A 23107-nucleotide genomic window follows, 5' to 3' on the forward strand; every position below is an offset into this window, starting at 1 on the left:
AACCAAAAAGGGCCCGCCAATAGGCGGGCCCTTTTTGGTTGGACGCGGGACCTCGTCCTGTCAGTCGTCGCCTTTTCGGTTCGGACTTTCGGCGGCCGGTTCCGCTGGCTCGGCAGTGGGCCTGGGCGCGGCAGGTTTGTCGTCTTTCGCCTCCGCAGGCTTTTCTGCTTTCACTTCGTCCGGCCTTGAAGCAGCGGCCCCTTCATCGGTGGGGGTGGTCTCCGCCTTGGTCGCCTTTGGCCGCCGGGTTCTTGGCTTGGGAGCGGTGTCCGGCGGGTCTGTCGGGGTCGCATCGGTCTTGTTCGCGGCATCCCCGGCATCGGCCTTCTTGGCCCGGGCCGGGCGCTTGGCCGGGGCCTTGTCGCTTTGGCCTGTGGCGTCCGCCGTGTCCTGCTTCGCTGCCGGCTCGGCTTTTGGGGCCGGTTCCCGGGAATCGGAAACGGCCGGCTGGCTTTCCGTCGGGGTGTTCGGCTCGCTGGAGCCCGGAGTCACTTCGCCGGTGGAGGTCTCTGCGGAGGCCGGGGCCGGCTTGCGGCCGCGACCACCGCGGCTACGCCCCTTGGCGGGCGCGGCGTCCTTGGGGGCGCCATCGTCGGGGCTGGCCTTTTCCGGTGGCGGGGTGCTCTCGCCACCGTCCCTGGTTGGGGCCGAGGACTCGGCGTTCTGAACTTCTTTGGGGGTCTCAGCGTGTGCCTTTCCGGTGTCGGCCGCGGGGGCTGAGTCCGGGGCGGTCGTATCACTGCCGGACTCCGGAGCGGAACCCTCGGTTGCAGTGTTCTGCGCACCGTCGGTGCCGGCTTCGCCGGCGTTTTCGCCAGAACGTCCACGACCGCCACGACGCCGGCCACCGCGACGGGAACGGCGGGAACGGGTGCTGCGACCCTTGCCGCCGTCATCCTCGTCCGACTTCTCCGGTCCGTTACCCGCAGGAGTGTCCGCGGCTACGCTCGTGGCGGCCTCGTCCTTGTCCCGTGCTGGCTTCTCGGCCGGTTTCGAGTCTGCGGACTTCTCGGGTCCCCTGGTGTCAGGCGTCCGGCTTTCGGTTGCTTGTTTCGGCGATTCGTTGCTCGTGCCCTTCGCGGCATCGGCATCTTTCTTGCCGCCACGACGGGAACGGCCCTTGGCACCATCGGGCTTGGTGCCATTGCCCTTGGCACTATCCGTCTTGTCGGGTGCGCCCTTCTTGCCCTTGTCGGCGTCGTCACGCTTGTCGCCGGTATTGCGGCCGCCGTTGTCGGCCTTTTTCCGACTGCCCCCGCGGCCGCTGCCCTTGCCGCCGCGGTTGCTTTCGCCGGCGCGCCCGCGACCTCCGCCCTTGCGGCTGTCTTCCTGTTCATCTTCCGGTCCGTCCGCCGGACGCGCGTTGGGGAACAGCGAGGACCAGATGCGTGTGAAGAATCCGGGCTTCGATACCGGCTGTGACGTCTCCGGTGCGGAGGGTGCGCTGTCGCTGACCGGGGCCGGCCCGGTCATCTTGACGCCCTGGACCAGCGGCTTCTCGACCTTGCTGCGGCGCTCCTGATGCGGATCGCTCTCGTCCTCGGTGGTCTCCACCAGTTCGTGCGAGCCGCGGTCGCTGATCGCCTCTTCGCGTTCGTCGCCGCGCACGCGGCGGACCTCGAAGCGTGGGGTGAGGTACTGCGGGTTGGGGATGATGCTGATGTCGACCTTGTGGCGCTCCTCGATGTCGTTGATCGATTCGCGCTTCTCGTTCAGCAGGAAGGTGCCCACGTCGACCGGGACCTGACCCATCACCAGGCCAGTGCGGTCCTTCATCGCCTCTTCCTCGATCAATCGCAGGATCGACAGGGCGAGGGATTCCACGCTACGGATCTGGCCGTGACCCTGGCAGCGCGGGCAGGTGTTCTGGCTGGATTCCCCCAGCGACGAACGCAGGCGCTGGCGCGACATCTCCAGCAGTCCGAAGCGGCTGATGCGCCCGACCTGGACCCGGGCGCGATCCATCTCCAGCGCCTCGCGCAGGCGGTTTTCGACCTCCCGCTGATGCTTGTTGGCGTTCATGTCGATGAAATCGATCACGATCAGGCCGCCCAGGTCGCGGATGCGCAACTGGCGCGCGACTTCTTCCGCCGCCTCCAGGTTGGTGTGGAAGGCGGTCTCCTCGATGTCGCCACCCTTGGTCGAGCGCGCAGAGTTGACGTCGATGGAGATCAGGGCTTCGGTGTGGTCGATGACCAGCGCACCGCCGGAGGGCAGGGTGACGTCGCGGTCGAATGCGCTCTCGATCTGGCTCTCGATCTGGTAACGATTGAACAGCGGGACCGGGTCATCGTAGCGCTTGAGCTTGCGCAGGCTGTTGGGCATGACCAGACGAACGAATTCCTCGGCCTGCTGGTACACGTCGTTGTCATCGATGATGACCTCGCCGACGTCGTTGCGCATGTGGTCGCGGAGGGCGCGGATGATGACGTTGCTTTCCTGGTGGATCAGCGCCGGGGTCTTGGCCTTTTCCGCGGCTTCGGTGACCGCCGCCCACAGGGCAGTCATGTAATCCAGATCCCACTGGAGCTCTTCGGTGGTACGCCCGACGCCCGCGGTCCGGGCGATTACGCCCATGCCGTCCGGCATCGTCAGTCCGGAGAGTGCGTCACGCAGGGAGGCGCGGTCTTCGCCCTCGATGCGGCGCGAGACTCCGCCGGCTTTCGGGTTGTTGGGCATCAGGACCAGATAGCGGCCGGCCAGGCTGATGTAGGTAGTCAGCGCGGCACCCTTGTTGCCGCGTTCTTCCTTTTCTACCTGGACGAGGAGTTCGGTGCCTTCCTTCAGGAAGTCGCGGATTGGCTTGTCGCTGTCGGCAGGGGCGCCAACCGCGGAATGAGCGATTTCCTTGAACGGGAGGAAGCCGTGGCGATCAGCACCAAAGTTGACGAACGCGGCCTCCAGGCTCGGTTCGACGCGGGTGATCTTGGCCTTGTAGATGTTCGCTTTTTTGCGTTCGCGCGAAGGCAGTTCGATATCCAGGTCGTACAGCCGCTGGCCGTCGACCATGGCGACCCGCAACTCTTCCGGCTGCGTGGCATTGATCAGGATGCGTTTCATGCATTGGACTCGGTAGGGCGTCCTGGCGTCCGGCGGGGAAGATCGGGGTCCGGGGTGCGGCGATCGAGCGGCGGCACGGCAACGCTTGCGCACGCGTGCTCGCAGCGGCGGCGCGTAGCACAAGCCAACGCGCCAGCCAGGTGTTCACCAGCAACCACGGGATCAGTCGCCTGCGGGAGGCGTAGCCGGGGAGACAGGACTGGGTTAGAAGAAATAGCGTCACAGTGTCGCTTTGTGGCGATGGCCCTTCGACCGGAGGCTGCTTTCAGCCTGTGGATCGAAGCGGCGGGTGATTCGAGGCGCGTTGCAGGCGTAGCACAGCAACGTACCGTGGGCCAATGTAGGGCATAACCCCCCGTCCGGGCAAGTTTTTCCGCCCGCAAGGGGACGGGTACAGTAGCCCGGTGAGCGCGCCTCCGGTAGCATCCCGCGCCATGAAAGCAACGCGCGAACCCTCCGGCCCACGTACCTTCCAAGTCACCGAGCGTGGTGACGGTCAGCGGCTCGACAACTTCCTGCTCCGCGAACTGAAGGGCGTGCCCAAGGGCCTGATCTACCGCCTGGTCCGTCAGGGTGCCGTGCGGGTGGATGGGCGCCGGGCCAAGGCACACAAGCGCCTGGCTGTCGGCAACGAGGTCCGGGTGCCGGATCTGGATCGACCGGAGGCGGCCAGCAGCGAGATCCCGCCGAAGGTACTGGACCGGTTGCGTCGGGCGATTATCCACGAGGATGACGATGTGCTGGTGCTGGACAAGCCATCCGGCCTGGCGGTGCACGGCGGGAGCGGGCTGGCGTTTGGCATTATTGAGGCGATGCGCCAGTTACGGCCGGATATCGAGCTGGAACTGGGGCACCGCCTGGATCGCGAGACCAGTGGCTGCCTGCTGCTGGCCAAGCGCCGCTCGGCGCTGCAAGAGTTCCATGCCGCGCTGCGTGAAGGGCGGGTCGAGAAGCGCTACCTGGCGCTGCTGGTGGGGCGGTTCGCGGGCGAACAGGCCGTCGAATGCGATGCCCCGGTCGCCAGTGGCCGACAGGAAGATGGCCGCCGCCGGATGCGTGCGGGCGAGACCGACAGCGACGGGCCGCGGGCACGGGAAGCCCGGAGCGTCTTTGTGCCGCTGGAGGCGCACGGTGCCTTCCAATTGGCGGAGGTGAAGATCGGGACCGGCCGCACGCACCAGATACGCGTCCACGGTCAGTCGATCGGCCATCCGGTGGGGGGCGATCACGACTACGGCTTGCCGGATGCCAATCGCAGCCTGCGGCGCCATGGGCTGAAACGGCTGTTCCTGCATGCACAGGCACTGGCATACCAGTCGGCGGACGGCGAGCGACATATCTTCTCCGCCCCGTTGCCGGACGAGCTGACCGCGGTGCTCGCGAACCTGGATGCCGGAGGCGAGGACGACGCATGATGACCCCGTTGCTGCCACCGGAGGAGGGTGACCTGCGCCTGGTTGTGTTTGACTGGGATGGAACGCTGATGGACTCGCCTCGCCGGATCGTGCACTGCCTGCAGCGTGCGGCTAAGGATACCGGTGCCCCGGTGCGGGACGAGGCGACGCTGCGCAATATTATCGGGCTCGGGGTTCAGGCGGCGGTCCGCGAGCTCTACCCGGACGCCGATGATGCCTTCGTGCAGCACTTTTCCGACACCTATCGCGAGTGTTATCTGGCGGCTGACGATGCCCCGGAGACCCCGCTGTTCGCCGGCGTGAGCGACCTGCTCGACTGGCTGGATGCGCGCGAGATCCTGCTGGCCGTGGCGACCAGCAAATCGCGACGGGGACTGGACCAGGCCCTGGAGGCGACCGGTCTGGGCAGGTACTTCGTGGCAACCGCTACGGGCGACGAATACCCGTCGAAGCCGAATCCGTCCATGCTCCAGTCCGTGATGGGACGCGCGGGGGTGGAACCGGCCCGGACGCGCATGGTCGGTGATAGCGTTTATGATCTCGAAATGGCGCGGCATGCAGGAGTACCGGCCGTGGCTGTCACCCACGGGGTGCATTCGCCGGAACGCCTGAGTGACGAATCCCCCCTGGCCTTGCAGCCGGATCTGGAGTCGCTGCTTGAGGCATTCCGGCGGGCTGAAGGTACAACTTAGAAAAGGAATGACGATGGGCTGGGCGAACGAGAACAAACCGGGCTGGGAACGCGAGGCCCTGGAGAACCTGGTCCAGGCACAGGTGATCGAACAACGCCGGGCCCGACGCTGGGGCATCTTCTTCAAGCTGTTGTTCTTCTTCTACCTGGTCGCGCTGCTGATCCTGGTGCGCGGCGGCGATCTGGGGCTTTCGGGGATGTTCGAGAGCGAACGCGAGCCCACCGAACACGTGGCCGTGGTCGAAGTCGAGGGGCTGATTGCCTCCAGCGCGGCGGCCAATGCCGAGGACATCTCCAAGGTGCTGAAAGAGGCCTTTGAGGCGGATGGCACCCAGGCGGTAATGCTGCGTATCAACAGCGGGGGCGGAAGCCCGGTGCAGGCCGCCAACGTGCACGACGAGATCCTGCGGCTAAAGGAGAAGCACGCGGATATCCCCGTGTATGCGGTCATTGGGGATGTGGGCGCCTCGGCGGCCTATTACATCGCGGTAGCGGCGGACGAGATCTATGCCAGCCAGGCCAGCATGGTGGGTTCGATCGGCGTGCGCATGGACAGCTTCGGGCTCGTGGATCTGATCGACAATATCGGTGTGGAACGACGTCTGTTTACCGCCGGCGAGAACAAGGGGTTCCTGGACCCGTTCCTGCCCTTGGACGATGACCATGTGAATCACCTCGACGGGGTGCTGCAGGGCGTGCACGAGCAGTTCGTGGATGTGGTGCGTGCCGGTCGTGGCGATCGCCTGGTCGAACGCGACGATCTGTTCAACGGCCTGATCTGGACGGGCGATCGATCGGTGGAGCTCGGCCTGATCGATGGCATCGGCACGGACCGCAGCGTGGCGCGCGACGTGATCGGTGTGGAGAAGATGGTGGAGTTCAAGCCGCGGCGCAGTGCGCTGCAGTTGCTGTTCGAAGACCTCGGCATGGCGGCTTTCCAGCAATGGATGAGCTGGGAGACCACGCCGCAGTGGCGCTGAGGCGCGCTGCCTGGCCTCCCAGTCTGCGGGTCAGCTGCGATCGATGCGGGTGACGCGGGCGATCATGCCGATCACCGGATGGTCCAGGTAGAACAGCTCGTCGCCGGAGTTCATGCGCTGGCTGCCGCGTACCGTTATCGCGCGCGGCGGCTGGTCCCCCTGCGGTTCCTCGACGTGGTAGATCAGGTCGGTCTCCAGGTGCAGGAATCGCCCCACCCAGATACGCAGCCGGCCCTCCAGCTCGAAGCGTTCGTCCTGTTCCTCCATCAGCGGACGCGGCATCCGGTCGGCCTCGTCGCGCAGATGATCACGCGTACCGAGCCGCCGCCCCTGCTGCACCCGCAGCCAGGGGGCGGAGGCGTGGTCGCGTCCAGTCTGATCCCAGGCCAGGCTCGCCAGGATGCGCCCGGCGCCGGAGTCCTCCACCCGGCGTACCACGCGCTGCAGTTCAAAGCCCTTGCGTGAATCGCGATAGATCCGCCCGCCCAGTTCGGATTCGCCGAGCATGGCCTCGCGCGGCGCGGCGAGCTCCATCTGCAGCCGCCGGCTCTCGTCCGTGCGATGCTCGAAGATCACCAGTTCGATGCGATACTGGCGTCCGGCCTGTGCCAGGGCCGGTCCCGTGGCGCCAGCCAGGGGCAGGGCGGCCAGCCCGCCCAGCAGGCGGCGTCGGAGGGGGTTGTGGGATTCGGATGGGTCGTTGCGCATTCAGGCGGCCTGTTGTTCGGGGCTGATGGTGTTTAAGAGGCGCAGGACGGCCTGCGCCCGAGCCTCCAGTGTCTCCATCGGGGCAAAGAAGCGGAAGGCCTTCTGGCCATCCAGTTTGTACATCTGCGGATCGGATTGCACCAGCTGGATCAGGGCCGCGATGTCCAGATTGGGACTCGGACCAAAAACCAGGCGTCCGCCAGCAGGGCCCAGTTCCAGCTTGCGAATCCCGAGCGGGGTCAGCTTCAGCCGCAGACGGGCGGCCTCGAACAGGGCCTTGGCCGGGTCCGGAAGCAGGCCGAAACGGTCCACCAGTTCGACTTCAAGCTCGCGAAGGGCATCGGAGGTCGGTGCGCTGCTGATGCGCTTGTAGAGGATCAGCCGGGTGTGTACGTCGGGTACGTAGTCGCCCGGGAGCAGGGCGGGAAGGCCCAGTTCCACCTCGGTCCCGGTGGCCGCGGGCCCTTCGAGTTCCGGCATATTGCCGGAGCGCAGGGCATTCACGGCGCGGTTGAGCAGGTCGTTGTACATCGAGAATCCGACCTCGTGGATCTGCCCGCTCTGCTCGTCGCCGAGCAGCTCGCCGGCACCCCGAATCTCCAGGTCGTGACTGGCCAGGGTGAAGCCCACGCCCAGGTCCTCCAGCGATGCGATGGCCTCCAGCCGTTTCTTGGCATCGGCGGACATTGCCTTCTCCGGCGGCGTGATCAGGTAGGCGTAGGCGCGGTGGTGTGAACGCCCGACGCGGCCACGCAACTGGTGCATCTGTGCCAGGCCCAGCTTGTCCGCACGGTTCATTATGATGGTGTTCGCGGTGGGGACGTCGATGCCGGTCTCGATGATGGTGGTGCACACCAGGATGTTGTAGCGCCGGTGATAGAAGTCGAGCATCACCTGTTCCAGTTCGCGCTCGCGCATCTGCCCGTGGGCAATGCCGACCCGTGCCCCGGGCAACAGCTCCTGCAGGCCCTGGGCAGTGCGTTCGATGGTGTTGACCTCGTTGTGCACGAAGTACACCTGGCCCCCGCGCCGGATCTCGCGCAGGCAGGCCTCCTGGATGATGGCGTCGTTCCATTCGTTGACGAAGGTCTTGATCGCCAGGCGGTCACGCGGTGGTGTGGTGATCACCGACAGGTCGCGCAGGCCGGCCAGGGCCATGTTCAGGGTGCGCGGGATCGGCGTGGCGGTCAGCGTGAGCATGTCGACCTCGGCGCGCATCTTCTTCAGCGCCTCCTTGTGGCGCACGCCAAAGCGCTGTTCCTCGTCGACGATCACCAGGCCGAGGTTGGAGAAGTCCAGGTTGGCCTGCAGCAGCTTGTGGGTGCCGATCACGATGTCGACCTTGCCGTCTTTCAGGCCCTCCAGTACCGCGGCTTGCTGCTTGGCGCTGCGAAAGCGTGACAGCGACTCGATGTGGACCGGCCAGTCGGCGAAGCGGTCGGTGAAGTTCTGGTGGTGCTGCTGCGCGAGCAGGGTGGTCGGGACCAGGACCACGACCTGCTTGTTGTTCTGCACCGCGACGAAGGCGGCGCGCATCGCGACCTCGGTCTTGCCGAAGCCCACGTCGCCACAGATCACGCGATCCATGGGTCGGGTGTCGGCCATGTCCGCGAGCACGGCGTCGATGGCCTGTTGCTGATCCAGGGTCTCCTCGAACGGGAACCCGGCGGCGAAGGCGTGATACTCGGCGGTGTCGGTAGCGAAGACCGTGCCCTGTTTCGCCGCGCGCCGGGCATGAATATCGAGCAGTTCGACGGCCACGTCCCGCGCCTTTTCCGCCGCCTTCTTGCGCGCCTTGCCCCATTGCTCGCTGCCGAGCCGGTGCAGGGGGGCGTGCTCGGCATCCGCGCCGGTATACCGGCTGATGAGGTGCAGCGAGGACACGGGGACATAGAGCTTGGCCTCGTCGGCGTACTCGAGCGTCAGGAACTCCGAAGGCTGGCCGTTGAAGTCCAGGGTCTGCAGCCCGAGATAACGGCCGACGCCCTGTTCCTCGTGGACCACCGGTGCACCGATGGTCAGGTCGCTGAGGTTCTGGATGACCGCGTCTGCGTCCCGCGTGGTGCGGTTGCGTCCGCGGGTCTGGCGCGCGCGTTCTCCGAGCAGGGCGGCCTCGGGGGCGACGGCCACACCCTCGGGCAGCACGAAGCCCTCGCCGAGCGCGGCCACGGTGACGTACAGGCCGGGTTCGGCGGTGAGGAAGGCGTCCCAGTCGTCCACGGCATGATGGGGTACGGCCTGGTCCCGCAATAGCGTCAGCAGGGCCTCGCGGCGACCGGCGGATTCCGCGGTCAGGAGCACGCGCTGTTGCCCCTCGACAAAGACCTTCAGGGGCTGGGCTGGATCGTCGCGGCCCTGCTGCATGCCGAGTTCCGGCAGCGCGTCGCAGGCAAATGCGATGTCCGCGCCGCGTCCCGCGGGGAGCGGGGCGGCCGGGTCGCCCAAGGCAATGCCGGAGTGCTCGCGCAGCGCGCCGGCCAGGTCGTCGACGTCCAGGTAGAGCCGTTCGGGTGGCAGCAGCGGTCGATCATACTGATGGCTGAGCTGTTCGAAGCGGTCATGGATCTCCTGGGCGAACTCCTCGGCCGCCCCGGCGATGTTGCCGACCTGCACCATCTGGACCTCGGGGCAGTAGTCGAACACCGTGTCCATGCCCTCGAAGAACAGCGGCAGGTAGGCCTCGATGCCCGGCGGGACCAGGCCCTCGCTGATGTCGCGGTAGATCGGGTGCTTGGCGGGATCGCCTGAGAAATGCGCCCGGTAGCGGGTGCGGAATTCGCTGATGGAGGTGTCGTTCAGCGGGAATTCGTGGCTGGGCAGGATCTCCAGTCGCTCGACCTTTTCCGTGGAGCGCTGCGACTCGGGGTCGAAGCGGCGCAGGGAGTCGATCTCGTCATCCAGGAACTCGATGCGCACGGGTTCGTCCGCGCCCATCGGAAACAGGTCGAGGATCTCCCCGCGGGCGGCGAATTCGCCATGGCTGATGACCTGCTGAACGGCGCTGTACCCGGCCTCGGTGAGGTTCTCGCGCAGGGTCATGCGGTCCAGGCGCTGGCCGGTTTGCAGCGAAAGGCCCTGGGTGGTCAGCCAGTCGCGCGGCGGCAGGCGCTGCATCAGGGTCGAGACCGGCATCAACACGATCCCGCGTTCCAGCCCCGGCAGGTGGTACAGCGTGCGCAGGCGTTCGGAGATGATGTCCTCGTGCGGGGAGAAGACATCGAACGGCAGGGTCTCCCAGTCCGGCAGGCGCAGCAGCGGCAGGTCGTGGTCGCCGGCGAAGAACTCCCACTCTTCCTGCCAGCGGTCGGCCGCCTCGTTGGATTCCGTGATCACCAGAAGTGGCCGGGCGAACTCGCCGGCGTTCCGCGACAGTGCGAGCGTCGCCGCCGAGGCATTGAGCCCCGACCACACCTCGAATCCGGAGCCGGGGAGGCGGCCGGGATGGAGCGGGTTGCGCCGTTGTTCGGACATGGGCCTGTTGTTCGGTCGGGGGGGCGGAAAGGGCCGCGATTATACGGATTCCGCCTGACGGGTGCGCGTGAGCCAGAGGACGCCCTGACGAATCGGTTTGTGCCGTGTGCGGCTCAAGGGTGTTTTTGCGGCGGAGGGCATGGAGATCACGGAGAAGGCGGGGGATTACCTGGGGCGGATCGCGCTAGTGGGTGTTGATCACCTCAGGAGGGATCGATGTAGCGTTGCAGGATCGGGCCGTAGGCATCGATGCGACGATCGCGGAGAAAAGGCCACTGGCGGCGTACGGCCTCGGTCCGGCCGCGATCCAGCTCGACGGTGAGGATCTCCGGCTGCGCTTCGCCGGCGCGGGCCAGGATCTCGCCCTGGGGCCCCGCGACGAAGCTTGTGCCCCAGAAGTTCGCCCCGGGCGCGTGTCCGGAGGGGGCCGGTTCGTGCCCCGTGCGGTTGCAGGCGATCACCGGCAGGTTGTTGGCAACGGCGTGGCCGCGCTGGACGGTCATCCATGCGTCCTGCTGCCGGGCTTGTTCCTCGGGCGTGTCCTGCGGGTCCCAGCCAATGGCGGTGGGATAGATCAATAGCTCGGCGCCGGACAACGCCATGATGCGGGCGGCCTCCGGGTACCACTGGTCCCAGCAGACCAGGACCCCGAGGCGACCGACCGAAGTGTCGATGGGGACGAAGCCGGTGTCCCCCGGGGTGAAATAGTACTTCTCGTAATAGCCGGGATCGTCCGGGATGTGCATCTTGCGGTAGGTGCCGACCGGGCGGCCGTCGGTCTCGAAGACCACTGCGGTGTTGTGGTAGAGCCCAGCGGCGCGACGCTCGAACAGGGAACCGACCAGGACCACCCCGTTGTCCCGCGCGATGGCGCTCAGGCGCTCGCAGCTCGGGCCGGGGATCGCCTCGGCGCGATCGAAGGTGGCGAGGTCCTCGGTCTGGCAGAAGTAGGGGCCGGTGTGCAACTCCGCCAATACGACCAGGCGGGCGCCGTTCGCGGCGGCCTCGGCGACCGCGGCCGCGGTGGCGTCGAGATTGGCGTCGACGCTCCCGGCATCGCGGTGCTGGATCAGGGCGACGGACAGTGGGGCGTTGGGCATGACGGGTGCTCGGTGCAGAAGGTTATTCCTGCGGGATGCCGAGGGCGGCCGCAGGGTATTGCATGGTCAGGCAGTGCAGGCTGCCCCCCTGGCGAATGATCGCCCGGCAGTCGATCTCCACGATCTCGCGTCCCGGAAAGGCCCCGGCGAGCCGGTCGCGGGCGACGGCATCGGCGGGGTCATTGTAGACCGGAAGGAGCACCGCACCGTTCAGAATCAGAAAGTTCGCATAGGTGGCGGCCAGCCGTCGGCCGTCCTCGACGATGGGGGCCGGCCAAGGGAGCGGAATCAGGCGGTAGGGCTCTCCGGAGGTCTGGCGCAGGGCCCGGAGTTCCTGTTCCATCGCCTGCAGCTCGGGGTAATGGGGGTCCTGCGGATCGTCGCACTGGACGTAGGCGATCGTATCGCGGGCGCAGAAGCGGGCCAGCGTGTCGATATGGGCATCCGTGTCGTCGCCCTCCAGCTGCCCGTGTTCCAGCCAGAGGATCCGCTCCGCACCCAGCCATTCGCCGAGGCGCTGTTCCAGCCCGGTACGATCCAGATCGGGGTTGCGGGTGCTGGAGAGCAGGCAGCGCGTTGTAGTGAGCAGTGTGCCGGCGCCGTCGGATTCGATCGACCCGCCTTCGAGGATCAGCCCGGTGGGTTCCGGTACACAGCTGCCGAATACGCCCTGGCTGGCCAGGGCCCGAGTGATCGCATCGTCCAGATCGGCGGGGTATTTGCCGCCCCAGCCGTTGAAGGTAAAGTCCAGCAGGCGTGGCTGATTGCCGTCGAATACGGTGATGGCGCCATGGTCGCGCGCCCAGGTGTCGTTACTCGAGGCCAGGGCAAACCACAGCCGGTCGGGCCGGATGGCGGTCTCGGTCAGGAAGCCGGAGATCTCCTCAATGTGCTCGGGATCGCGCGCGACGATGATGACCGGCTCGTACTGGCTGATGCTCGCGGCGATGGTGGCAAATACCGGGTGCACCTGATCCAGAACGGGTGCCCAGTCCGTGGCGTCATGCGGCCAGGTCAGCTGGATCGCACCCTGGGGCTCCCACTCGGCGGGGAGGCGGCGTTTGGGCGGCACCCGGGTGGCGTCCCCGGTACTCATGGACGGTCGGAGCGGGATCCGTTGCGCACTGCGCTGTGCAGGACGTACTCGCCCTCGAAGAACACGGAGAAGTCGGCATAGTCCCAGCGTGTGATCGGCGGATCGCCCACGGTGGCGTGGCGTTGTTCCGGCTCGCCGTGCTGGCGGATGACCGCTGACTGGCTCTGACCACGGGTTGGGGCCCCTTCACGTTCCTTTACGGTGAACCCCCCTTCGGGGCTGCGCAGGATGTCGGCCGAGGCGGTGGCCATGGCCCCGGCGAAAAGCGCCAGTACAAGGGCGCTGGCCGCGGCGCGCACGGTGCTGCCCCGGCGTGCGCCGGACTTCAAGGTGGGGTTCGCTGCGTTGCATTTCCCTAGCATGACCAACTCTCCGTTTGCTGGATGGCTCCATGGTAGCGTCAACCGCGACGCCATGCCTCCCCCGACGCGTCCCCTATAGGCGCGACCCGGTATCTCTGGCATGCTTTCGCGATGTTTCGCCCCCTGACCCTTGCCATCGGCCTGCGCTATACGCGTGCCAAGCGGCGTAACCACTTCATCTCGTTCATCTCGGTGGTGTCGATCATCGGGCTGGTGCTCGGCGTGATGGCGCTGATCACCGTGTTGTCGGTGATGAACGGGTTCGAGCGCGAATTGCGCGAGCGCATCCTGGGGATGGCCTCGCATGCGACCATCGGTGAGGCCAACGGAGGGCTGCGTGACTGGGAGCGCCTGCAGCGCGAGGCGCCGGAGATCGATGACCGGGTGGTGGCCGCGGCCCCTTATGTTCAGGGCGAGGCGATGCTGAGTGCGCGCGGGAACATCTCCGGGGCGCTGATCCGCGGTGTGGAGCCGGAGGCAGAGGAACGGGTGGCGCGCATCGGCGAACACATGATCCGCGGCGAGCTGGGGAGCCTGGAGGGCGGTCGCTACCGCGTCGTGCTCGGGCGCGAACTGGCGGCGGAACTGCGTGTGCAGGTTGGCGATTCGATCATCCTGATGGCTCCCCAGGCCTCGGTGTCGCCGGCCGGGGTGATGCCGCGCATGCGGCGCTTCGAGGTGTCCGGCCTGTTCGAGGTCGGCATGTATGAATACGACCGGGGGACTGCCTTCATCCATCTGGAGGATGCCCAGGCGGTGTTCCAGATGGGCGATCAGGTTACCGGGCTGCGGCTGCGGCTGACCGACATGATGCAGGCCGGGGTGATTGCACGCGACGTAGCGGCGCAGCTGGACGGGCTTTTCCGGGTGTCCGACTGGACCCGTCAGCACGCGAATCTGTTCCGCGCCATCCAGATGGAGAAGATGGTGATGTTCATCATCCTCTCGCTGATTGTGGCGGTGGCCGCCTTCAATATCGTCTCGACCCTGATCATGCTGGTGACCGACAAGCAGGGGGATATCGCGATCCTGCGAACGCTCGGGTTGTCGCCCGCAGGCATCATGGTGATCTTCATGGTCCAGGGGGTCGTGATCGGGGCGATCGGCATTCTCCTGGGTACCGCGGCCGGGGTCGCGCTGGCGTCCAATATCGATGTCGTCGTGCCCTTCATCGAGCGGCTGCTGGGCGTCGAATTCCTGTCCGCCGAGGTCTATTATATCAGTGACTTGCCATCTGAACTTAAACTGTCGGATGTTCTCCGGGTCGGCATCCTGGGCTTCCTGCTGACGGTCGTGGCCACACTGTTCCCGGCCTGGCGCGCGGCCCGTACCCAGCCGGCGGAGGCGCTGCGCTATGACTGACCGCGAGACCCCGGTCCTCGAGGCCTTGGGCGTGGAACGCCGTTTCCGCGACGGCAAGCTGGATGTGGCCGTACTGACCGGGGTCGATTTCGCCCTGCAGCCGGGGGACCAGACCGCGATCATCGGTGCCTCGGGCAGTGGCAAGAGCACCCTGCTGCACCTGCTCGGTGGTCTGGACCGCCCGACGGCCGGCGAGGTGCGCTTGCTGGGCACGGACTGGACCCGCATGAGCGAGGCGCGGCGCGGGCATCTGCGCAACCAGCATCTGGGGTTCGTTTATCAGTTCCACCACCTGTTGCCGGAACTGACGGCCGCCGAGAATGTGGCCCTGCCACTGCTGATCCGGCGGATGTCCAACCGCAAGGCGCGGGAGGAGGCCCGCCACTGGCTGCAGCAGGTGGATCTGGGCCACCGCCTGGAGCACAAGCCTTCGGAGCTCTCCGGTGGCGAGCGTCAGCGGGTCGCGATCGCCCGTGCGTTGGTCACTCGACCCTCGGCCATCCTGGCGGATGAGCCGACCGGGAATCTGGACCAGGAGCGGGCGGCGCAGGTGTTCGAGCTGCTGCGTGCGATGAATCGTTCCACCGGCACCGCGCTGGCCCTGGTTACCCACGACATCACCCTGGCGCGCGAGCTGGACCGCTCGGTGCAGCTGGTCAAGGGGCACCTCGAGCCGGAGGTCTTCGACGGCCAATTGGCGGCGGTCCACGCATAAGCCCCCGTGCAGCGCGAATCCGCGCGCCTTGCAGCATCGGACCCTGAACGGGCTCGGTTGATCAGCCCAACGGCGGTTCCTTCTTGTTCGATTTTTCCTCTTCGCTGCGTTCCGCGGCTTCGCGTTCCGCCAGTTCCTTGCGCAACCGCCGCAGATAACGGCGGCTGCGCACGCGCTGGACCACGTTCAGCCGCCACAGGAAGCGCACGAGCAAATAACCCGACAGGCTCGCGACCGAGCCCAGCAGGACGCTCCCCAGGAGCAGGGGCTGCCAGATGGTGAGTAACTCTGTGCTGAACCACTCCCAGCTCCAGTCCAGGCGGATATCGCGACGGGGTTCGTCCAGAAGCTTGCGCCCGATCGTGTAGGCCGTATACAACATGGGCGGCATGGTGATCGGGTTGGAGATCCAGACCAGGATCACCGAAATCGGCAGATTGACGCGGACGATAATGGCCACGGCCGCCGCGATCAGCATCTGCATGGGCAGTGGCAGGAAGGTCACGAAGAGCCCCACGGCAAACGCACCAGCCACGGAGCGGCGGTTCAGATGCCACAGATCCGGCGACCCCAGACGCGGCCCCAGCGGGGCGAGCGCCTTGTGCCCACGCATGCGCTCCATGCCGGGAAACATCTTCTTGATGATGTGTCTAGCCATGTTCCGGGTTGCCGATGGTGCGCCTGGCGCGGGCTCGCGACCGCGCATGTGGGGTCCATTCTCGCTGATTTGGGCCGGCGAATGCCTGTGTCGCCCGGCACTTGGGTCTTGGGCCACGCAGTGGGCCGGGCGTTCAGGGCCTCAACGTGACCGCTTTCACCCTCGGACTTCTGGTCACGGCGTGGTGGCTACACCGGGTACCGGAGCCGCTTCCGATGGCCCCGGGTCTGGTGCTCGCGCTGCTGGTGGTCACCGCGGGCGCCAGCGCCGGCCTGCGACGATACGGTTACCGGGCCACTGTGCCATGGGCGATGGCGCTGGGTGTGGTGGTCGCCTGGGGGAGCGTCTCCATGACCGCGAACATCTGGCTCGAGCAGGCCTTGGCGCCTTCGCTTGCGGGAGAAGAGGTCACCGTTCTTGCCACGGTCACCAGTTTGCCGGAACACGCCGGGCATCGCAGCCGGTTCCGGGTCACAGTGGAGGCGGTCATCGCGGGGCCGGAGGCATTCGCTGCCCGTGAGCTCCTGGTGACGGCGTATCCGGCGCGGCCTGAGGTCGAGGCAGGCACACGCGGCCAGATGACCCTACGCCTGCGCCCGGCCGAAGGGCCCGCGAATCCTGGCGGATTCGATCGCGCAGGGTGGTTTTACCGCGAGGGCCTGCATGGCTCCGCGACGTTGCTTGATCTGGAGTCGATCGGGAACGGAGTGCCGGCCGCTGCGGCACGGCCCTGGCGGGCCGACTTGCACCGCGTCCGCGGCTGGCTGCGCGGGCGGCTGGAAGTCGCGGCCCCGGAGTTGCGCCATCCGGGGCTGGTGCAGGCCCTGGTGATTGGCGACCGTCAGGGGATGACCGCGCCGGAATGGCAGGCCTTTCTGCGCACCGGAACCAACCATCTGATGGCGATCTCCGGGTTGCATGTGGGGCTGGTTGCCGGTTTTGTCGGGTTGCTTTCGGGGTTTGCCTGGAGCGGTTTGTTGCCGCTGCAACGGGGTCTGCGGAAGGCGGCCTTCATGGCGCTGGCCGGTCTGGCGGGGGCTGCGGTGTATGCCGCGTTGGCCGGCTTCAGCATCCCGACCCAGCGGGCGTTGATCATGCTCGCGGCCTTCATGGCCGCCCTGGTGTGGCGCCGCGAGGCGTTCGCCTGGCGCGGTCTGATGCTGGCCGCGATCGCGGTCGTGCTGTGGCAGCCGACGAGTGTGCTGGCCCCCGGTTTCTGGTTTTCGTTTGGCGCGGTCGCGGTCATTCTTCTGTTGTTGCAGGGGCGCTCGGGGCGTCCGGGCTGGCGCGAGGCGGGGAGTATCCAGGTGATGCTGGCACTGGCGATGCTCCCGCTCAGTCTCGCCTGGTTCCAGTTGGGTTCGTGGGTCGCGCCGGTGGCCAACCTGGTGGCAGTGCCCGTGATCAGCCTGCTGGTGCTGCCGGTGTTGCTGGTCGGGGCAGGGCTGGCCGCCTTGTGGGCCCCCTTGGGGCAGCCGTTCCTGCACGCGGGCGACGGCGTACTGGCTCTGCTCGTCGGGTTGCTGGATCTCCTGTCCGGATTGCCCGTGCTGGTGGACGAGCGGCGGGTCCCGCTGGCTGCGAGCCTGCTGGGCGGGCTCGCGGTGCTCGTGGCCTTGCAGCCGCGGCTGCGTCTGGGTGCCCTGTGGGTCGTGCTCGCAGGCATGGCGCTGGCCTTGCCCATGCGACCAGATATCGAGCCGGGTGCCGTGCACGTCCTCCTGATGGATGTCGGGAACGGGCAGTCGGCCTTGCTGCAGACGCGTAACCACAACCTGTTGTTCGATGCGGGTCCCGGGCGTGCGGGTGGCTACAGCGCGGGTGAGCAGATTGTGGTCCCGACCCTTCGGGCCGAGGGGGTGCGCCGGCTGGATCGCATGATCCTCAGCCACGAACACGCCGCGCACGCCGGAGGCAGCGCCGGGGTCCGGGATTCCATACCCGTGGTCGAGACCCTGCGACGGGTGCCGGCAGAGGCCGATGAGCGGGCGTGCGAGGTCGGAGAGCGCTGGGAATGGGACGCGGTGCGATTCGAAGTGCTGCACCCGCCGCCCGGATGGGATGGCAGCGCCTCGGCCTCCTGCGTGCTGGCGGTGGAGACGGCCGGTGGCGTCCGTCTGCTGCTGACGGGCGGGCTCGGAGGACTGGGCGAGGCAGTGCTGATGCGTGATGTGCCGGACGGGCGTGCCAGTGATCTTCTGTTGCTGCCGCGCGGGGCTGGCACGGGCAGCTTGAGCCGGGGCTGGCTGGTGGATGCGCCGCCGCGCATGGCCTGGGCGAGTACCGATGGGCGCGGGCGCGGTCTGGAGGGCGCTGTCCGCGAACGTCTGAAGGCGGCCTGTGTGCCGCTGCAGGAGACCGGGCTGCATGGCGCCTTGCGCCTGGAAGCGAACTCGGAGCTGGAGGTGGGGCCCGGTCATCGGGCCCGTCACCGGAGGCTCTGGCAGCCTGCGCCCTGGCCACCCTTGCGCGGGCAGGAGGGTTGCACCCCCACGCCGACGGACGAGACACGCTGGTAGAATGACCGGATGAATCGCGAACATTCCGACACCATCCGTCCCATCCGCTTCCGCGAGGGCGCGCTCCAGTTGCTGGACCAGCGCCGCCTCCCGCAGGAGAGCGTCTGGCAAACCTATCAGGACGCGCCCGCCGTTGCCGTGGCGATCCGCGACATGGTCGTGCGCGGGGCGCCGGCGATCGGCATCACGGCGGCATTCGGTGTGGTGCTGGCTTGTCAGCGCGCGACAGGTCACGACGACTGGCGTGCGCGTGTAGCCGCCGATATCGAGACCCTGCGCGGTTCGCGCCCCACAGCGGTGAATCTGTTCTGGGCGCTGGATCGCATGCAGGCGGTCGTGGTCGCCAGCGAGTCGGTGGATGCTGCCGTGAACGAGACCCGGGCAGTAGCCGAGCGGATGCTGGAGGCGGACATTGCCGGCAATCGGCAATTGGGAGCCCTGGGTGCGCAATTGATCGAGCCGGGTCGCGGCGTGCTGACCCACTGCAATACGGGTTCGCTGGCAACCGGGGGTTATGGCACCGCGCTCGGTGTGATCCGGGCCGCCTGGGATGCCGGGCGTATCAAGGAGGTGTTTGCCGACGAGACCCGCCCCTGGCTGCAAGGCAGCCGACTGACCGCCTGGGAACTGGTGCACGACGGTATTCCGGTGCAGGTGCTGTGCGAGGGTGCGGCGGCCAGCCTGTTGCGCTCCGGCCGGGTGGGCTGGGTGATCGTCGGCGCGGACCGGATTGCCGCCAACGGCGATACCGCCAACAAGATCGGCACCTACGGCCTGGCGCTGCTGGCGCGGGCCCACGGGGTGCGGTTCATGGTGGCGGCACCGGTGGCGACCATCGACTTCGAGATGGCGGACGGATCGGGCATCCCCATCGAGCAGCGCGGCGAGGACGAGGTGCTGGCGCTGGCCGGCCAGCGCGTGGCCGCCGACGGTGCGCGGGGATACAACCCGGCCTTTGACGTGACCCCGGCGGACCTGATCGATGCCATCGTCACCGAACGCGGTGTGGTCGAGGCCCCGACGCGGGAGCGCCTGGCCACACTGCGCGAGCCCGCTGCCGCGGAATCCACCACGACCGGGGCCTGACACCCGGGAAAATGGGGCCGGCACCGGCCGCCCTCGGGCCTGAGAGCCTCGGAGAACCGTTTTGAGGGGAGAAAAGGGCGCCCCCAGTGGTTACCCCTGTGGTATCATCGCGAGCTTGTTCAGACGGACGGCGTAACCCTCGATGGCTGAATTTGCCAAGGAAGTTTTTCCGGTCAATCTCGAAGACGAGATGCAGCAGTCTTACCTCGATTATGCGATGAGCGTAATCGTGGGCCGGGCCCTCCCCGATGTCCGTGACGGCCTCAAGCCGGTCCATCGCCGCGTGCTCTACGCAATGCGCGAGCTGGGCAATGACTACAACAAGCCGTACAAGAAGTCGGCGCGTGTGGTCGGTGACGTGATCGGTAAATACCACCCGCATGGCGACTCCGCCGTCTACGATGCCATCGTGCGCATGGCGCAGCCGTTCTCGATGCGCTACATGCTCGCGGACGGGCAGGGCAACTTCGGTTCCATCGACGGCGACTCGCCGGCGGCCATGCGCTACACCGAGGTGCGCATGGCGCGCATCGCGGCCGAGCTGCTGGCCGATATCGAAAAGGAAACGGTCGACTTTACCGACAACTACGACGGCTCCGAGAGCGAGCCGGCCGTGTTGCCGAGCAAGTTTCCCAACCTGCTGGTCAATGGTTCCGCCGGCATCGCGGTGGGGATGGCGACCAATATCCCGCCGCACAACCTGCGCGAGGTCGTCAACGCCTGCGTGGCGCTGATCGATGACCCCGACATCTCCATTGATGGCCTGATGGAACACGTGCCGGCGCCGGATTTCCCCACCGCCGGCATCATCAACGGCATCGATGGCGTGCGCGAGGCCTATCGGACCGGTCGCGGCCGGGTCCTGATCCGGGCGCGCTCGCACGTGGAGCCGCTGGAAGGCGGCCAGCGCGAGGCGATTGTCGTCACCGAGCTGCCCTACCAGGTGAACAAGGCGCGTCTGACCGAGAAGATCGCCGAGCTGGTGAAGGAAAAGCGCATGGAGGGCATCTCCGAGCTGCGCGATGAGTCTGACAAGGACGGCATGCGCCTGGTCATCGAGCTCAAGCGCGGCGAGATGGCCGAGGTGGTCCTGAACCACCTCTACATGCACACCCAGATGCAGAATGTCTTCGGCATCAATATGGTCGCGCTGGTGGATGGCCAGCCGAAGGTGCTGGATCTGCGCCAGGTGCTGCGGGCCTTCCTGCGTCATCGCCGCGAGGTGGTGACCCGGCGCACGATCTTTGATCTGCGCAAGGCGCGCGAGCGCGCCCACATCCTGGAAGGCCTGGCGATTGCGCTGGCCAATATCGATCCAGTGATCGAACTGATCCGTGCCGCGCCGAACCCGGCCGAGGCCAAGGCCGGGCTGCTGGCGCGCGCCTGGCCGCTGGGCGTGGTCAGCGACATGCTCGATCGCGCCGGGGCCAGTGCCTCGCGTCCCGAGGACATGGCGCCGGAATATGGCGTGAGCGAGGATGGTTATCGGCTGTCGGAGGCCCAGGCCCAGGCGATCCTGGATCTGCGTCTGCACCGCCTCACCGGGCTGGAACAGGACAAGATCCTCGACGAATATCGCGACCTTCTGGAGCTGATCGAAGACCTCCTGGATATCCTCGGTTCGGGCGACCGCCTGCAACAGGAAATCCGCAACGAACTGCTGGGGGTGGCCGAGCAGTTCGGCGACGAACGCCGCAGCGAGATCCGCGAGCGCCAGGCCAACCTGACGCTGGAGGACCTGATTGGCGAGGAAGACGTGGTCGTCACGCTTTCGCACGCCGGCTACGTGAAGTACCAGCCCGTGGCCGACTACCGCGCCCAGCGCCGGGGCGGTCGCGGCAAGGCGGCGACCAGCTTCAAGGAAGAGGATTTCATCGACCGGCTGGTGGTGGCCAATACGCACGACACGATCCTGTGCTTCTCCAGCCGCGGCCGGGTGTACTGGCTGAAGGTCTACGAGCTGCCGCAGGGGTCGCGGGCGGCGCGCGGCAAGCCCATCGTCAATCTGCTTCCGCTGGAAGCGGATGAACGCATCAGCACGATCCTTCCGGTGCGCGAGTACGACCCGGATCACTATGTATTCATGGTGACCGCGCAGGGAACGGTGAAGAAGACCCCGCTGACGGATTTCTCGCGCCGTCGCGCCTCCGGCATCATCGCGGTGGATCTGCGCGAGGGGGATCATCTGGTCGATGTCTCCCTGACCGACGGCACCCTCGACGTGATGCTGGTGACCACGGCCGGCAAGGCCGTGCGTTTCCACGAGAGCGACGTGCGCGCCATGGGGCGGACGGCCTGCGGCGTGCGCGGCGTGCGCATGGAGGATGATCAGCGGGTGATCGCGCTGCTGAATGTCGACGAGGGATCGGCGCTGCTGGCGACGGAACACGGTTACGGCAAGCGCACCCGTTTCGACGAATTCCCGGTGCATCGCCGGGGTGGCCAGGGCGTGATCGCGATCCAGACCGAGGGCCGCAATGGCCTGCTGGTCGGGGCCGCACGGGTGCTGGACGACGACGAGGTCATGCTGATCACCAATGGCGGGACGCTGGTGCGGACACCGATCGACCAGATTCCATTGATCGGTCGCAACACGCAGGGCGTGCGTCTGATCCGTCTGGATGAAGACGAAAACCTGGTCGAGCTCGCCCGGGTCGCCCAGTTGCAAGGCGAGGACGGTGTCGAAGACGATGAAGAGCCCGGTCAATCGGAAATCGGGACGGACCCGGACCCGGAGACGGGTCCCGAATCCAGTGACGATGGAGAACAGGCATGACGCGAGTGATGAACTTCAGCGCGGGGCCGGCGGCCCTGCCTCAGGCGGTGCTCGAACGGGCCCGTGACGAGCTGCTGGACTTCCGCGGTTCCGGGATGTCGGTAATGGAGATGAGCCATCGCGGCAAGCCCTTCATGGCCGTGGCCGAGAAGGCCGAGCAGGACCTGCGCACGCTGATGGACATCCCCGACAACTACTCGGTGTTGTTCCTGCAGGGCGGGGCGACCGGGCAGTTTGCCGCCATCCCGATGAACCTGGCGAATGGCCGGGGTATGGACTACATCGATACCGGGGCCTGGTCCGGCAAGGCCATCAAGGAGGCTCAGAAGTACGGGCCGGTGAATATCGTGGCCAGCTCGCAAGCGAGCGGGTACGACTCGATCCCGGATCGCGCCTCGTGGAACCTGGACCCGAACGCCGCCTACGTGCATTACACCCCGAACGAGACCATTGGCGGGGTCGAGTTCCCGGATATCCCGGATGTTGGCGACGTACCGCTGGTGGCGGACATGTCCTCCACCATCCTGTCGCGTCCGATCGACGTCTCGAAGTTCGGCGTGATCTATGCCGGGGCGCAGAAGAACATCGGTCCGGCCGGCCTGACCGTGGTGATCGTGCGCAATGACCTACTGGAGCGCGACAAGGGCAACGTGCCGGCGGTGCTGGACTGGGCACTGCAGGCCAAGAACGATTCGATGTACAACACCCCGCCGACCTTTGGCTGGTACTTGGCCGGGCTGGTGTTCGAATGGTTGCTGGAGCAGGGCGGCCTGGAGAGCATGGGCAAGACCAACCAGCGCAAGGCCGCCAAGCTGTACCAGTACATCGACAACTCCGCCTTTTATCGCAACCCGGTCGAGCCCTCGGTCCGGTCGTGGATGAATGTGCCGTTTATCCTGGCGGATGATTCCCTCGACGGGACGTTCCTCAACGAGGCGGATGCGGCCGGCCTGTCCTCGTTGAAGGGACATCGCTCGGTGGGCGGGATGCGCGCAAGTATCTATAACGCCGTGCCGGAAAGCTCCGTGGATGCCCTGATCGATTTCATGGCGGACTTCGAGAACCGGCACGCCTGATCCTGTTGAATCGTGGTCGCCGGGCGTAACTA

16 protein-coding genes are annotated in these 23107 nt (G+C 66.8%); 9 read left to right on the plus strand and 7 right to left on the minus strand.

Going from position 1 to position 23107, the window contains the following annotated elements; translation table 11 throughout:
• Positions 1 to 60 precede the first annotated feature (60 nt).
• The gene (locus G315_RS0101235) at positions 61 to 3060 is read right to left on the minus strand and encodes an Rne/Rng family ribonuclease (protein WP_019611731.1); all 3000 of its coding nucleotides are present in this window, start codon (positions 3058 to 3060) and stop codon (positions 61 to 63) included.
• Positions 3061 to 3494: 434 nt separating this feature from the next.
• Here G315_RS0101235 and G315_RS0101240 point away from each other — a divergent pair, with 434 nt between their 5' ends.
• From G315_RS0101240 to G315_RS0101250, 3 genes are read left to right on the plus strand one after another with little or no spacing between them, the layout of a single operon-like run.
• Complete coding sequence (locus G315_RS0101240) at positions 3495 to 4475, plus strand: RluA family pseudouridine synthase (RefSeq protein WP_018145726.1); 981 nt, start codon at positions 3495 to 3497, stop codon at positions 4473 to 4475.
• On the plus strand, positions 4472 to 5167 hold the full coding sequence (locus tag G315_RS0101245; RefSeq protein WP_018169744.1) for an HAD family hydrolase: 696 nt from the start codon (positions 4472 to 4474) through the stop codon (positions 5165 to 5167). The genes G315_RS0101240 and G315_RS0101245 overlap by 4 nt, the downstream gene beginning before the upstream one ends.
• 13 nt (positions 5168 to 5180) lie before the next feature.
• Complete coding sequence (locus tag G315_RS0101250; protein WP_019611732.1) at positions 5181 to 6146, plus strand: S49 family peptidase; 966 nt, start codon at positions 5181 to 5183, stop codon at positions 6144 to 6146.
• A 30-nt stretch (positions 6147 to 6176) separates the two neighbouring features.
• On the opposite strand, the gene G315_RS0101255 is transcribed toward G315_RS0101250, so the two are convergent.
• The 5 genes from G315_RS0101255 to G315_RS0101275 all read right to left on the minus strand — a co-directional run bounded on the left by G315_RS0101255 (position 6177) and on the right by G315_RS0101275 (position 12850).
• A complete protein-coding gene (locus G315_RS0101255) occupies positions 6177 to 6854 on the minus strand; it encodes a CsiV family protein (RefSeq protein WP_018145723.1) in 678 nt (225 codons plus the stop codon).
• The gene (mfd, locus tag G315_RS0101260; protein WP_019611733.1) at positions 6855 to 10325 is read right to left on the minus strand and encodes a transcription-repair coupling factor; all 3471 of its coding nucleotides are present in this window, start codon (positions 10323 to 10325) and stop codon (positions 6855 to 6857) included.
• A gap of 203 nt (positions 10326 to 10528) precedes the next feature.
• Positions 10529 to 11425: a carbon-nitrogen hydrolase gene (locus G315_RS0101265; protein ID WP_019611734.1), complete on the minus strand. Its 897-nt coding sequence runs from the start codon at positions 11423 to 11425 to the stop codon at positions 10529 to 10531.
• Positions 11426 to 11447: 22 nt separating this feature from the next.
• The gene (locus tag G315_RS0101270; RefSeq protein ID WP_019611735.1) at positions 11448 to 12521 is read right to left on the minus strand and encodes an agmatine/peptidylarginine deiminase; all 1074 of its coding nucleotides are present in this window, start codon (positions 12519 to 12521) and stop codon (positions 11448 to 11450) included.
• On the minus strand, positions 12518 to 12850 hold the full coding sequence (locus tag G315_RS0101275) for a hypothetical protein (protein WP_018145719.1): 333 nt from the start codon (positions 12848 to 12850) through the stop codon (positions 12518 to 12520). Before G315_RS0101275 ends, G315_RS0101270 begins: the two co-directional genes overlap by 4 nt.
• Before the next feature lie 144 nt (positions 12851 to 12994).
• Between G315_RS0101275 and G315_RS0101280 the strand changes: the two genes are divergently transcribed.
• Positions 12995 to 14245 carry a lipoprotein-releasing ABC transporter permease subunit gene (locus G315_RS0101280; protein WP_019611736.1) on the plus strand — a complete coding sequence of 417 codons (1251 nt, stop codon included), beginning with the start codon at positions 12995 to 12997 and terminating at the stop codon, positions 14243 to 14245.
• Positions 14238 to 14960, plus strand: a complete 723-nt coding sequence (locus G315_RS0101285; RefSeq protein ID WP_019611737.1) for an ABC transporter ATP-binding protein — start codon at positions 14238 to 14240, stop codon at positions 14958 to 14960. The genes G315_RS0101280 and G315_RS0101285 overlap by 8 nt, the downstream gene beginning before the upstream one ends.
• 61 nt (positions 14961 to 15021) lie before the next feature.
• On the opposite strand, the gene G315_RS0101290 is transcribed toward G315_RS0101285, so the two are convergent.
• Complete coding sequence (locus G315_RS0101290) at positions 15022 to 15618, minus strand: DUF2062 domain-containing protein (RefSeq protein ID WP_026338803.1); 597 nt, start codon at positions 15616 to 15618, stop codon at positions 15022 to 15024.
• Between the two features lie 215 nt (positions 15619 to 15833).
• Between G315_RS0101290 and G315_RS0101295 the strand changes: the two genes are divergently transcribed.
• The 4 genes from G315_RS0101295 to serC all read left to right on the plus strand — a co-directional run bounded on the left by G315_RS0101295 (position 15834) and on the right by serC (position 23075).
• Positions 15834 to 18137: a DNA internalization-related competence protein ComEC/Rec2 gene (locus tag G315_RS0101295; protein WP_019611739.1), complete on the plus strand. Its 2304-nt coding sequence runs from the start codon at positions 15834 to 15836 to the stop codon at positions 18135 to 18137.
• Positions 18138 to 18146: 9 nt separating this feature from the next.
• Entirely contained in the window at positions 18147 to 19223 is a 1077-nt protein-coding gene (gene mtnA, locus G315_RS0101300; RefSeq protein ID WP_019611740.1) for an S-methyl-5-thioribose-1-phosphate isomerase, read from the plus strand.
• Positions 19224 to 19365: 142 nt separating this feature from the next.
• Complete coding sequence (gene gyrA, locus G315_RS0101305) at positions 19366 to 21999, plus strand: DNA gyrase subunit A (protein WP_019611741.1); 2634 nt, start codon at positions 19366 to 19368, stop codon at positions 21997 to 21999.
• Positions 21996 to 23075, plus strand: coding sequence for a 3-phosphoserine/phosphohydroxythreonine transaminase (gene serC, locus G315_RS0101310; RefSeq protein WP_019611742.1), 1080 nt, complete (start codon positions 21996 to 21998; stop codon positions 23073 to 23075). Before gyrA ends, serC begins: the two co-directional genes overlap by 4 nt.
• The last annotated feature ends 32 nt before the right edge of the window (positions 23076 to 23107 follow it).

The sequence above is a fragment of the Thioalkalivibrio sp. AKL7 genome (assembly GCF_000381705.1).
Lineage (GTDB): Bacteria > Pseudomonadota > Gammaproteobacteria > Ectothiorhodospirales > Ectothiorhodospiraceae > Thioalkalivibrio > Thioalkalivibrio versutus.